The organism is Bradyrhizobium lablabi, assembly GCF_001440475.1.
Taxonomy (GTDB): Bacteria; Pseudomonadota; Alphaproteobacteria; order Rhizobiales; family Xanthobacteraceae; genus Bradyrhizobium; species Bradyrhizobium lablabi.
Genome location: NZ_LLYB01000127.1, coordinates 75,967 through 88,615 on the forward strand (window position 1 = coordinate 75,967; position 12,649 = coordinate 88,615).

Genomic DNA, 12,649 nt, shown 5'->3' on the forward strand with positions numbered 1-12,649 from the left:
TCGGACGGCGCGATGGGCAAATCGGGAGTTTGCTCTCGGTCATGCCCGGGCATAGCCGTCTGAAGGACGACGTCGCTTGCGCTCGCCTATGCCCGGGCATCCACGTCTTTGCTGTTCGAGGCCAGCGAGGCGATTGACGCACGATTGCAGCAGCTGCCGTCTTTGCCAAATTCGGTCAGGCCCCTGGTTCATATCAGGGGTGACAGACGGTTGGTTCTCACGGTCAATGCAAACTATTGTTGTGAGAGTCGCAAAGCGTTCGTTAGTGCGGAAAGCGCAGCTGGCTGATGCTGACGACTGGGGTAGTACATAAAGAAGCCGGGAATGGGTGGTGTCCAGTCCTCCAGCACTCGAATAAGCCGGCGCTTCGCGAGATGCTCTGCGACCTGTTCTTCAAAGGCCAGGCCTAGGCCGGCTCCAGCGAGGGCCGCCTGAATGACCAGGTTGGTATCATCGATTATCAGTGGGCCATTTACGCCGATCGTGACGGCCCTTCGTCCCTGCTCGAACTCCCACCGATACGGGCCACCTGGAAGCCGCAAGCCTATGCATCGATGATCATTGAGATCCTTGGGCTTCCGCGGCATTTTTCGTGATGCAAAATAGCCAGGTGAGCCAACTACCGCCAAACGTAGTTCCGGCGTGACTCGCACCGCGATCATGTCCTTTTGAATGTACTCGCCGAGTTGAATACCGGCATCGAACTCGCCGGCAACAAGATCTACCGGACCAGTGACAGTAACAACATCAAGAACGATATCGGGGTACGCCTCGGCGAACGCCGTGAGTTTCGGCAATAGTACCATCACCGCGGCCGACCGGGACATTACAATTCGAAGACGCCCGGCAGGTCGATGCCGAACGCTTCGGGCTTTGTTGATAGCGCGCGTAATCTGCTCTAGCGCCGGGGACAACTCTTTCAAAAGCTCTGCGCCCGCAGCGGTCGGCGCGACACTCTTGGTGGTTCGAGCAAGAAGCCGCAGTTCGAGCCGTTTCTCGAGTCCGCGGATCGTGTGGCTCAGGGCAGACTGAGACACGCCAATCTTCGCTGCAGCCCGCGTAAAGCTTCGTTCAGTAGCGACGATTGCAAACGCAGCGAGTTCATTCAGTTCGTTTCTCATGGTTTATGAATATTGCTCATAACTCCATGTCATGCAACGCGTCTAGTTTCATAAGCGACTTTGTCCTAGCTTTGGCCAACGAGACCAAACGATCAGCCATGCGCAGTCTCCTGCCGGTCCCGAATAACAACTTTATGGATAGCAAGCTTATGGATACCGATGCTCGTGCCCTGCGCTCTCTAGCTCAGACATACCTCGACAGCGCCTATGAAATGGATGCGGACAAATTTGCATCCATATTTCACCCATCGAGTTCCGTAACCAAGGTCGGCGACGACGGCAATGTGAGCGTGACGCCGATTGCGATGTGGTTGGCAGCCGTCCGCAACCTGAAAGCTCCGAAACAGCAGGGCCTGGAGCGGAAAGATCAGATCCTGTCGATAGACGTTGAAGGGGAGCTCGCTCTTGTGAAGTTGAAACTGCAGATACCGCCACGGCACTTCACTGACATGTTGTCGTGCCTGAAGGTCAACGGCACCTGGAAAATTGCTCAGAAAGTGATGACTTCGAAAACCTGACGGCTTCGCGACATTAGCCGCAGTTCTCACGCCTTGCAGGTGCCCGTGGAATTTCTGTCACAAAGCGCCAATACGTTCGGGTACGCCTCGGGCGCATGGAGCATTTGGTCACTCTCGGACGGGTATGTGGACCTGCCTGCCGAAACCCTCAGATACCCGAACGACAAGTCAGATAGGCAATCGTCCCGGCGGAAGGATTCGCTGGTTCGATTGTCGGTCAACTGCTTTTTATTCGATCGCTGCAACGAAGACCGCGTTTTGATCGATTGTGGAGCGGGGGGAAGTTGGGATCCGTCTATGGGGCACCTCTGGAAGGCGATGGCGGAAGCGGGCATCGATTCGTCTTCCATCACTGTGGTCGCCCTCACTCACGCTCATGGCGACCACATCAATGGTCTTTTGATGCCCGACGGCCAACGAGCATTCAAAAACCTGAGCAGGATCGTGATCGGAGAGGATGCCGTTCAGGGATTCCTCGCCGAGCCAAAACTAGCCGAGTTCCGCTCTCTCCTTGCTCCGACAAACGGAGGAGATCGGTTGGCCGATCATTTGCTGTCGGTGGCAATACCTGGGCATGCGCCGGGGCATATGGGATATCTCCTGAGCACTAACGAGGACGACATCTTGTTCTGCGGCGACCTGATTCACGTTCCCGCCGCACAGTTCGCACGTCCCGAACTCACCTGGGCTTATGACGAGGACGAGCTCCTGGCGAGGACTAGCCGGCTCAAGTTGCTCCAGGAAGCCGCGCGTGCACGTACCTGGCTAGCCGGCGCTCACTTCGGTCGTCCAGGCATCGGCAGAATAGTCGAGCAAGGCCGCGGATACGCTTTTGTTCCGGCCGGGTAGTTTTACATAGCCCGACATCGGCCATGACGACGAGGGGCGGCGCGCTATTTCACCGCGCCTTCATACGACGAAATCTCGATCAAGCTCCCATCCGGATCGCGGCAATAGACCGAACGTAGCGTGCCGCGCGCGCCCTGCTTGGCGACAGGGCCTTCCTCGATCGCAACGCCATTGGCCTTCAGATGCGCCACCACTTCGTCTGGCGTGCTCGAGGTCAGGAAACAGAGATCGTCGCTTCCGGCGGTCTCATGGTCGGCGGTGAACCACTCGACCTTGTCGGCATCGCGTGGCCGCACATTGATCTTCTGGTTGCCGAACACCAGCGAGGTCCGCGGCGTTTTGCCCGGGCCGGGATCGAACACCTTGACCTCCATGCCGAGGATCTTCCGGTACCACTCGGTGGAACGCGCCACGTCGGAGACGTTGATCACGAGATGGTCGAGCGCATTAACCCTGACGGACATGTCTTATCCTTTCGTCGCGGTCGGCGGCGCCAGTGTCGCACTGGCCGCACCTGACTTTGTTTGTTACAACGCGTGCCGCGTTCGGTTCAATAGAACCGCGCGCCTCAATAGAAACGGACCGGGCTCTGAATCCCGGCCTCCAAGGAGAATGCTTTATGATTTCACGTCGCACCGCGATTTGTCTGGCCGTGATCGGCCTTTCCACGGCCGCTTCGACCGGCAGCGTTTCGGCGGCGGATTATCCGACCCGGCCGGTGAAATGGGTCGTCGGATATCCTCCGGGCGGCGCGACCGACATCATCGCGCGGCTGATCGGCCAGCGGCTTTCCGAACGGCTCGGCCAGCAATTCGTGATCGAGAACAAGCCCGGCGCCGGCAACAATATCGCCACCGAATCTGTCATCAACGCCGAGCCGGACGGCTATACCGTGCTGCTGGTCAATCCGGCGAACTACATCAATGCTTCGCTCTACGCCAATCTGAAGTTCAACCTCGTTCGCGACATTGCGCCGGTTGCGGCATTCAATCGCGTGCCGAACGTGATGACGGTGAACAAGGACGTGCCGGCCAAGACGGTTGCCGAGTTCATCGCCTATGTGAAGGCCAATCCCGGCAAGGTGAACATGGCCTCGTCGGGCAACGGCACATCGGTGCACCTGTCGGGCGAGATGTTCATGGCGATGTCGGGCGCCAAGATGCAGCACGTGCCCTATCGCGGTGCTGCGCCTGCGATCACCGATCTGCTCGGCGGCCAGGTCCAGGTGATCTTCGACAACATGCCTTCCATCATCCAGCACGTCCGCGGCGGCGCGGTGCGGGCGCTTGCGGTGACCAGCACGGCGAAGTCGCCGCTGTTGCCCGACGTTCCGCCACTCGCCGACACCGTCCCCGGCTATGAGGCAACCGCGCTGTTCGGCATGGGTGCCCCGAAGAACACCCCGAAGGAAATCATCGCCAAGCTGAACAAGGAGATCAACGAAATCCTGGCCGAGCCCGGCATCAAGGCCAAGCTGACCGATCTCGGCGGCGAACCTCTGATCGGCACGCCGGAAGCGTTCGGTGCGATGATCGCGGCCGAGACCGACAAGTGGAGGAAGGTGATCGAGGAAGCCAAGGTCGAAAAGGTGCAGTGATCGAGCTGCAGTGATCTAGGTCACGGAACAACGGCACGGTCGCGGTGTTTCATGGAAAAGGGACCGGCTTTAGTAACGTGAGGAGATCTAAGATGCGCAGTGCAATGTTAGCGATCTTGGCGCTGTCGGCGACAGTTGCCACGGTAGCAGGCAGCTCGCCGGCGGCAGCCTATGATTACCCCTACTGCCTGCAGGGCAGGGGCGTCGGCATCCCCGGTGACTGTTCCTACGCGACCTATGAGCAGTGTCTGGCGTCGGCTTCGGGCCGCGCGCTCTACTGCAACATCAATCCGCGCGTAGCCTATGGACAGCAGCGGCGAATGCGGGTTTATCGGGATTATTGATCGCGCTTCGCTTCCGCAAGATGGCCGGATCATCCAGCTCAGAAAGCGCGGATGATCCGGCCATTTCCGTCTCTCCTTGCCGCCTCTCGAACACGTGATGCAGACGCCGGCTTGACGGCGTTTTGTTTGCGCATATACTAAACCATATGGTTAAGTATCAAGAAGAGCTCCTGGACCGCACCTTTGCGGCGCTGTCGGATCCGACCCGGCGCGCGCTGCTGGCGCGGCTGGGGGATCGCGAAAGCCTGTCCGTCAGCGAACTGGCGCAGCCGTTTTCGATGTCGCTGCCGGCGATCATGAAGCATCTCGACGTGCTGTCGGACGCCGGCCTGATCGCGCGCGAAAAGACCGGGCGCACGGTCGCCTGCCGGCTTACCGCCAGCCCGATGGAGCAGGCGATGGACTGGCTCAATCGCTACCAGCGCTTCTGGTCCGACAATCTCGACCGCCTTGCCGCCTTTGTGGAGGAAGACCCATGGCCACCCAGTCAAGCCTTGCCAAGCAAGACCCCACCCGCGACGCCGAACTTGCCGCGCGGCCCAGCCTCACGCTCACGCGCCGGCTCAACGCGGCGCCCGAAAAGGTCTACGCCGCGTGGGCCGACCCGCAAAAGCTAGTGCAGTGGTTCGGTCCGGCCTCGGTGGAGGAGGGCTCGGTGAAGGCCGACATCGACCTGCGCGTCGGCGGCCGTTACCGTATCAGCTTCAACGCCAGCGGCAATTACAACGAGGTCGGCGGCGTCTATCGCGAGGTCGTTCCGAACCAGCGGCTGGTGTTCAGCTGGGCATGGCATTCCACGCCGGAGCGGGAATCGCTGGTGACCATTTCGATCAAGCCGGAAGGCCGCGGCACGCTGCTCGTCTTCAATCATGCGCAGTTCGTCGATGAGAAAGCGCGCGACAGCCACGAGCGCGGATGGACGGAGCTGCTCGCCAAGCTCGAAACGCATCTTGCTTGAGGAGCCGCCCATGCAGTCGCACAGCGTCGTCTCCCGCGAGGAGTGGATCGCCGCCCGCCAGGCCCATCTCGCGCATGAGAAGGAATACACCAAGGCGCGCGAGCGCCTGAACGAGGAGCGCCGTGCGCTGCCCTGGGTCAGGGTCGAGAAGGACTACGTGTTCGACGGGCCCGACGGCAAGGTGTCGCTTGGCGATCTCTTCAAGGGACGCAGTCAGCTCGTGGTGCAGCACCTGATGTTCGCGCCCGACTGGGCCGAGGCCTGCAAGAGCTGCTCGTTCTGGGCCGACGGGTTCGAGCGCATGGTTCCGCATCTTGCCGCCCGCGACACCACGATGGTCGCGATCTCGCGTGCGCCGCAGCCAAAGCTCACCGCATTCAAGCAGCGGATGGGTTGGACCTTCGACTGGCTGTCGTCCGGCGGCAACGACTTCAATTACGACTACGGCGTTTCGTTCACGCCGGAGCAGATTGCGGCGGGCGGCAACTACAATTATGGAACCGCGGCGTTCGGCAGCGAGGAAGCGCCCGGGATCAGCGTGTTCTATCGCGATGAGGCAGGGAACATCTTCCACACCTATTCCTGCTTCGCGCGCGGCCTCGACATGATGAATGCCGCCTATCACTATCTCGACCTGACGCCGCTCGGGCGTCACGAGGAGGGCCTGCCTTATCCGATGGACTGGGTGCGGCTACGTGACCAATACCAGCCGGCGCAGGTTCAGGCATCCTGTTGTCATGGTTGAAAGGGTCTGATCGTCATTGCGAGGAGCGATAGCGACGAAGCAATCCATCTATCCTCTTGTGGCGCGATGGATTGCTTCGCTTCGCTCGCAATGACGACAGAGAATGGGAAGGAAGTGTCCATGCCTTATGTCGATGGTTTCATCGTCGCTGTGCCGAAGAAGAAACTCGATGCCTATGTCCGCCTGTCGAAGAAGTGCGGCAAGGTCTGGCGCGAATACGGCGCGCTGGATTATCGCGAGTGGGTCGCCGATGACGTCAAGGTCGGCAAGCTCACGTCGTTTCCGCGCAGCGTCAAGCTCAAGCCGGGCGAAACCGTTGTGTTCGCCTGGATCACCTACAAGTCGCGTGCCCAGCGCGACAAGATCAATGCCAAGGTAATGGCGGACCCGCGCCTCAAGGAGATGGTGAACGGGCCGCCGCCGTTCGATGGCAAGCGGATGATCTATGGCGGGTTCGAAAGCCTGGTGAAGGCGTAGTGCGTCGAACCGGCCGGCGGTCTTCCGCGCTGGCGATTTGCTGACCTCGCTCACAGTCCGGCGCCAGCCGGGATGAGACGCGCATGCTTCAAGCCTGCGGATATTTGCCGCGGTTGCTGGACGTCTGGTTCAAAACCGCGCGGCGCTGACGACGCGTTTCGCCGTCGCAGATTCGCCCGTCCCTTCGTAACGGATGATGATCATCATTCCATTTAGCGGGACGGTATCCGTATTTGCACGGAAGTTGCGCAAGGCAGGGTTTACCCGCGATTAATTGGCCAAAGCTATCGTTGCCGCCGTCAAGGACCCGCCCATGCGACCGACAGGTGCTGCGAGCTGAAGCTCGACAGCTGCCGGTGACGAAGGAAACAGAATGTCTTCCCGCGCCATGATGCAATCGACGGCCGCAGCGCTGCTTGGCCTCGTTCTCCTCTCCGCTCCTGCCTTCGCCGCTGATGTGGTGCTGCGCTTCGGAGCCATCAACATCGAAAACTCCCAGGTCTACGAACAGATCCTGCTGCCGTTCGGCAAGGCCATCGAGGAAGAATCCGGCGGACGCATCGAAGTGGCGCTGAAGCCGCTCGGCGGATATGGCAAGCCGGCCGAGCTGTTCACGATGGTCGAGAAGGGGACCATCGAAATGGCGGCAACCGTGCAGGGTTATCACCCCGGACGCTTCCCGCAGTCGTCGGTGATGGAGCTGCCCTTCATGTTCGATAACTCGATCGCGGGCACCTCGGCGATGATGTCGCTCTACAAGGAAAGCCTGCTCGACAAGGACTACGCGTCGGTGAAGGTGCTTGGCCTCTATGTGCTGCCGCCTTATCCGATATTTACGACCGGCAAGAAGATCCAGTCGGTCAAGGATTTCCGCGGCCTGCGCATGCGCACGCCGAGCACGACCGTCGGCGTGGCGCTGGCCAAGCTCGGCGCCGTGCCGCTCGGTATTCCCCTCAACATGATCGGCGACACCATCGCCAGCGGCTATGTCGACGCCATCGCCTATGGCTGGGATTCCGCCACCACGACCAAGGGCGCCGCCGGCAAGTATCTCGCCGATCAGCTCAGCGTTGTCGTCGATGCGCGGCTGGCTGCGCCGGCGCTGATGATCGTCATGAACCGCGCAAAATGGGACGCGATGCCCGACGATCTCAAGAAGATCGTCGAAAAGCACTCTTCCGATCTGGCGATGGGCAATGCGCGCATCCGCGAGGCGCTGGAAGCTGCCACCAGGAAGAAGATGCAGACAGATCCGCGCTTCACCGTACTCTCCTTCAGCGACGAGCAGCGCGCCGAGCTGCAGCGCGTCACCGCGCCGGCCGTGGCCGAATGGAAAGCCAACATGGCGAAGCTCGGCATTGACGGCGAGCGGCTCTACACCCGCGCCAGGGAATTGATCCAGCAATACAAGGTTGCCACCAAGTAATAACAAGCCGCGCTCAAGAATTGAGGAAACAGACCGTGACATCAGCTCGCAAACTCGGCATCCGGGCCAAGCTTTTCTTCGCGTTCGCCGCGGTATCGGGAACCACCGTGATCGCCGGCGCCGCCGCCTGGCTGATGTTCTCGCAGGTTCGCGATCTCTTCCACGGTGTCGCCGGTCGCAACATTCCGGAGATTGTCGAGACGCTGGGACTGCAGACCGACACCCAGGCGCTGGCCGGTTCCGCCCCGACCTTGCTGGCGGCGAAATCGCAAGGACAGCGTCAGCAGGAGATGACCGCGCTGAAGGCGCGTCAGGAGGGCATCACGAAGCGGCTCGACGAGATCGCCCGCACCCCATCCGATCGTGATGCGATCGAGCGGTTGAAGAAGCTGATTGCGGCAATGAACACTAAGCTCGCGGCGCTTGACGGCGCAGTCGACGATCGCCTCAAGCTCAGCGCCCGCGGCGAAGAGGTCATGAAGGCGGCCCAGAACACCCAGACCAAGCTCAACGACGTGCTGCTTCCGGCCGGCGAAAAGGCCCAGGCCGACATCACCATGGTGTCGATGACCCTTGGCGGCGACGCCAACCAGACCATGATGACGCTGCTCAAGCTGGTTTCGACCCAGGTGCCGGTGTCGCAGGGCTTCGCCGACCTGGTCGGCTTCGTCAATCTGGCGTCGAGCCTGCTCGATCGCGCCGCGGTCGCGCCGAACGCCGATAGCGTCACGGCGCTGGAAAAGAACTTCAAGGCAATGTCGGCCAAGGTCGAGGAGAAGCTCGATATCGTCAACACCCTGCAGCCGACCGAAGGCCTGCCCAAGACGGGCGAAGCCTGGCTGAAACTCGGTTCGGGTGAAACGATCTTCGAGGTGCGCCGCAAGGAACTCGCCGCCAGCCTGCTTGGTCAGAAGCTGCTGGATGAGACGCGCGGCCTGACCGACGAACTCGCCAAGGAAGTCGCGGGCCAGGTCAAGGCCGTCACCAACAAGACCAAGGAAGCCACCGATCGTTCCGATGAGGCCATCGGTTTTGGCACCTCCGTGATGCTGATGATCGCGGCGATCAGCGTCGCCGGCGCCGCTTTGTTCGTCTGGTTCTATATCGGCCGCAATCTGGTGGCGCGACTGGTCGGCCTGGAGAAGACCATGACGCGGCTCGCCGGTGGTGACCTCGCCGCTGAAGTTGACACCAGGCGTGGTGGCGACGAGATCGGTCAGATGGCGGAAGCGCTGTCGGTGTTCCGCGAAGGCATCGTCCAGGCCAACGCCGCCGCTGCCGAAAAGGCCGCCGAGCAGGAGGCCAAGCAGCGTCAGGCCGCGTTGATTGACCAGTTGACGCGCGAGTTCAACGACGGCGCGACCAGTGCGCTGGCCGCGGTGTCAAGCGCCGCCTCGCGCATGAAGGGGTCGGCCGAAAAGATGTCGCAGGTCGCCGCGCAGGCCAAGGAACAGACCGGCGCGGTCGCCTCGGCTTCTGAGCAGGCTGCCGCCAACGTTCAGACGGTGGCCTCCGCCACCGAAGAGCTTTCGAGTTCGATCAGCGAGATTTCCCGGCAGGTCGGCGAGTCCACCCGGATTGCGGCCCAGGCCGTGGAGCAGGTGGCGAAGAGCGAAGTCACGGTCACCGAGCTTGCCAATGCGGCGAACCGCATCGGCGAGGTGGTCGGCCTGATCAATACGATCGCGGCGCAGACCAACCTCCTGGCGCTCAACGCGACCATCGAGGCTGCACGCGCGGGCGAGGCCGGCAAGGGCTTTGCCGTCGTCGCCTCCGAGGTCAAGAGCCTTGCCACCCAGACGGCACGCGCCACCGAGGGCATCACCGCGCAGGTCTCTGCTATCCAGGGCTCGACCCAGGAAGCGGTCGATACCATCAAGGGCATAGGTCAGATCATCGACAAGATGTCGGAGATCGCCACGACCGTCGCTGCCGCGGTCGAGGAGCAGGGTGCGGCGACAGCCGAGATCGCCCGCAACATCCAGCAAGCCGCCTCCGGCACCCAGAACGTTTCAAACAACATCATCGGCGTCTCGAACGCGGCCAACCAGACCGGCGAAACCGCGTCGGATGTGCTGCAGTCTTCCGACGGCCTGGCCGCGGAATCGGAAGCGCTAAGCAATGAGGTCGGCCGGTTCCTTGCCCGTATCAAGGCTGCGTGAGTCACCTTCGACGTTGGAATGCGTTCGCGGCACGTCGGTTGATCGTGCCGTTCCGAGAAAAATCCGCCGTCAATGCCGCGTCTGCGCCTCCAGGCGGCGGCTATAGCGTGACATTGCAAAGCAGAACAAAAAGTAGATCACCGCCACGAACAGGTAGACCTCGACGCTGAAGGGCTGCCAGGCCGGATCGATGATCGATGTCTTCGCCGTGGTCAGGAGGTCGAAGATGCCGATGATCAGCACCAGGCTGGTGTCCTTGAAAAAGGCAATGAACGTGTTCACCAGCGGCGGGATCACGTGCCGGATCGCCTGGGGCAGGATGATCAGACCGTTCTTCTTCCAGTAGGAAAGCCCGAGCGCGTCGGCGGCGTCGTGCTGCCCCCTGGGCACGGCCTGTAGCCCGCCGCGGATGACTTCGGCAAGATAGGCGCCGGCAAACAGCACGAATGCGATCTGCGCCCGCAGCAGTTTATCGATGTTGACGCCGTCAGGCATGAACAACGGAAACATCACGCTGGCCATGAACAGAAGGCTGATCAGGGGAACGCCGCGGATCAGCTCGACATAGAGCACGCAGAGCGAACGGATCGCGGGAAGTTTCGAGCGCCGGCCCAGCGCCACGACGATGCCGAGCGGAAAGCCGAAGGCGAGCCCGAACGTCGCCAGGATCAGCGTCACCGGCAACCCGCCCCAGCGGTCCTGGGACACGTAGGTCAATCCGAAGATGCCGCCCCACATCAGAATGCCGATCAGCACCAGCGCGGCCGCCCATATCAGCACCAGCTCCCTGCGCCAAAAACTCCGCCGGCTCGACACGAAGAACAGCGCAATGAATGTCAGGCACGCCAGCGCCGGCCGCCATTGCTGGTCGAAGGGATAGGTGCCGAACAGGATGAAGCGATATTTTTCGGGGATCACGGCCCAGCAGGCGCCGAGGCCGCGGACCGACCGGCACGCGCCGGTCTGGTCGCCGGGCACGGACCAGACCGCATTCCAGTAGCCCCATTGCACGAGGCTGATCAACGCCTTGCCGAGCAGCACCATGAGGATGACGGTGATGAGCGAGGAGGTGACCGATGCGAACAGGTTGGCGCGCAGCCAGCGGATGACGTACCCGCCGCCTGGCTGTCGGGATCGCGCACTGTTGAGCGGCAGCGGATTTTGCGGAGCTTCCGAGATCGACGTCATGGGATCAGCGCTCCACCAGCGCGATGCGCGCATTGTACCAGTTCATGAACAGGCTGATGCCGAGGCTGATGGTCAGGAACACCATCATGATAAGCGCGATGGCTTCGATGGCCTGGCCGGTCTGGTTCAGCGTCGTGTTGGCGATCGAGACGACATCCTGGTAGCCGACGGCAACGGCCAGCGAGGAGTTCTTGGTGAGGTTCAAATATTGGCTGGTCATCGGCGGAATGATCACGCGCAGCGCCTGCGGCAGCACGATGCGCTGAAGCACGAAGCTGCGGCGCAGGCCGAGCGCGTTGGCCGCATCCCATTGCCCCCTGGGGACGGCCTGGATGCCGCTGCGCACGATCTCGGCGATGAAGGCGGAAGTGTAGGTCACGAGCGCGATCAGCAGCGCAAAATATTCCGGCGCCAGCGTCAGCCCTCCGACGAAATTGAAGCCGCGCAGCTCCGGCATCGTGACGGTCCAGGATGCGCCGAGGCCCAGCGACACCAGTGCTGGTAAAGCGCCGACGAGCACCAGCGCATAGGGCCAGAGCCGGCGTACTTTGCCGTCAGCCTCCTGCCGTGTCATTAGTTGCCGCCGCAGCACGAATAGCGCGATCAGCCCGGCCACCGCGGTTGCGATCACCCACAGGTTTGCTTCCGCAATCGGCACCGAGGGCAGCACCAGTCCTCTGTTGGAAAGAAACACGCCCTCGATCGGCCTCCATGCGGCGCGTGCCGCCGGCAATCCCTGCATCAGCACGTACCAGAACAGCAGTTGCAGCAAGAGGGGAATGTCGCGGAGCAGTTCGACATAGACGGCGGCAAGTCGCGACAGCAGCCAGTTCGACGACAGCCGTGCGATGCCGATCAGCGTGCCGAGCACGGTTGCCAGCACGATGCCGATCACGGCGACGCGCAGCGTGTTGACGATGCCGACGATGAAGGCGCGGACGTAAGTATCCTTCGGGCTGTAGGCGAGCCAGGCGTCCGCGATCGGCATCCCGGCTTCGCGGCCGAGAAAGGCGAAGCCGGTGGAAATCCGCCGTGCCGACAAGTTGTGCAGGGCGTTCGACCACAGGAAGGCGACGATCGCGACCACGATCCCGACCACCACGACTTGCCAGACCAGCCCGACGATCTGCTGGCGGTTCAGCGAGAAGCGCAGTTGCCTGCGGCGGCGGAGTTCGGGCGTGGATGTTGTCACAGCACAAGGATCCTTCTGCCAACAGCGATCTTCGGCCATGCGTCCCGGCGGGCGCGTTTCATATGTTGCACC

At 61.7% G+C, this 12,649-nt stretch carries 14 protein-coding genes; 10 read left to right on the forward strand and 4 right to left on the reverse strand.

The features are described from left to right. Positions 1 to 233: 233 nt before the first annotated feature. Entirely contained in the window at positions 234 to 1,121 is an 888-nt protein-coding gene (locus tag CQ14_RS37300; RefSeq protein WP_057862728.1) for a LysR substrate-binding domain-containing protein, read from the reverse strand. Positions 1,122 to 1,219: 98 nt separating this feature from the next. Here CQ14_RS37300 and CQ14_RS37305 point away from each other — a divergent pair, with 98 nt between their 5' ends. Beyond that, positions 1,220 to 1,639, forward strand: a complete 420-nt coding sequence (locus CQ14_RS37305) for a nuclear transport factor 2 family protein (protein ID WP_245320820.1) — start codon at positions 1,220 to 1,222, stop codon at positions 1,637 to 1,639. Between the two features lie 45 nt (positions 1,640 to 1,684). Continuing rightward, a complete protein-coding gene (locus tag CQ14_RS37310) occupies positions 1,685 to 2,488 on the forward strand; it encodes an MBL fold metallo-hydrolase (RefSeq protein ID WP_063800480.1) in 804 nt (267 codons plus the stop codon). Between the two features lie 44 nt (positions 2,489 to 2,532). Here CQ14_RS37310 and CQ14_RS37315 read toward each other — a convergent pair whose 3' ends face one another. Then, a complete protein-coding gene (locus CQ14_RS37315) occupies positions 2,533 to 2,952 on the reverse strand; it encodes a VOC family protein (protein ID WP_057862730.1) in 420 nt (139 codons plus the stop codon). Positions 2,953 to 3,107: 155 nt separating this feature from the next. Between CQ14_RS37315 and CQ14_RS37320 the strand changes: the two genes are divergently transcribed. The 8 genes from CQ14_RS37320 to CQ14_RS37355 all read left to right on the forward strand — a co-directional run bounded on the left by CQ14_RS37320 (position 3,108) and on the right by CQ14_RS37355 (position 10,197). Beyond that, the gene (locus CQ14_RS37320; protein ID WP_057862731.1) at positions 3,108 to 4,085 is read left to right on the forward strand and encodes a Bug family tripartite tricarboxylate transporter substrate binding protein; all 978 of its coding nucleotides are present in this window, start codon (positions 3,108 to 3,110) and stop codon (positions 4,083 to 4,085) included. A 92-nt stretch (positions 4,086 to 4,177) separates the two neighbouring features. Then, on the forward strand, positions 4,178 to 4,429 hold the full coding sequence (locus CQ14_RS37325; RefSeq protein WP_057862732.1) for a DUF3551 domain-containing protein: 252 nt from the start codon (positions 4,178 to 4,180) through the stop codon (positions 4,427 to 4,429). 146 nt (positions 4,430 to 4,575) lie between these two features. Beyond that, positions 4,576 to 5,046, forward strand: coding sequence for an ArsR/SmtB family transcription factor (locus CQ14_RS37330; protein ID WP_057862733.1), 471 nt, complete (start codon positions 4,576 to 4,578; stop codon positions 5,044 to 5,046). Further along, complete coding sequence (locus tag CQ14_RS37335) at positions 5,046 to 5,387, forward strand: SRPBCC family protein (RefSeq protein ID WP_199805723.1); 342 nt, start codon at positions 5,046 to 5,048, stop codon at positions 5,385 to 5,387. Before CQ14_RS37330 ends, CQ14_RS37335 begins: the two co-directional genes overlap by 1 nt. 10 nt (positions 5,388 to 5,397) lie before the next feature. Further along, positions 5,398 to 6,132, forward strand: a complete 735-nt coding sequence (locus CQ14_RS37340) for a DUF899 domain-containing protein (RefSeq protein ID WP_057862734.1) — start codon at positions 5,398 to 5,400, stop codon at positions 6,130 to 6,132. Between the two features lie 120 nt (positions 6,133 to 6,252). Beyond that, positions 6,253 to 6,609 (forward strand): DUF1428 domain-containing protein, encoded by a 357-nt coding sequence (locus CQ14_RS37345; RefSeq protein WP_057862832.1) that lies wholly within the window; start codon positions 6,253 to 6,255, stop codon positions 6,607 to 6,609. A 373-nt stretch (positions 6,610 to 6,982) separates the two neighbouring features. Beyond that, positions 6,983 to 8,035: a TRAP transporter substrate-binding protein DctP gene (gene dctP, locus CQ14_RS37350; protein ID WP_082650205.1), complete on the forward strand. Its 1,053-nt coding sequence runs from the start codon at positions 6,983 to 6,985 to the stop codon at positions 8,033 to 8,035. A gap of 35 nt (positions 8,036 to 8,070) precedes the next feature. Continuing rightward, positions 8,071 to 10,197, forward strand: coding sequence for a methyl-accepting chemotaxis protein (locus tag CQ14_RS37355; RefSeq protein ID WP_057862736.1), 2,127 nt, complete (start codon positions 8,071 to 8,073; stop codon positions 10,195 to 10,197). A gap of 69 nt (positions 10,198 to 10,266) precedes the next feature. Here CQ14_RS37355 and CQ14_RS37360 read toward each other — a convergent pair whose 3' ends face one another. Continuing rightward, the gene (locus tag CQ14_RS37360; RefSeq protein WP_057862833.1) at positions 10,267 to 11,385 is read right to left on the reverse strand and encodes an amino acid ABC transporter permease; all 1,119 of its coding nucleotides are present in this window, start codon (positions 11,383 to 11,385) and stop codon (positions 10,267 to 10,269) included. A 4-nt stretch (positions 11,386 to 11,389) separates the two neighbouring features. Then, a complete protein-coding gene (locus CQ14_RS37365) occupies positions 11,390 to 12,577 on the reverse strand; it encodes an amino acid ABC transporter permease (protein ID WP_057862834.1) in 1,188 nt (395 codons plus the stop codon). Positions 12,578 to 12,649 lie beyond the last annotated feature (72 nt).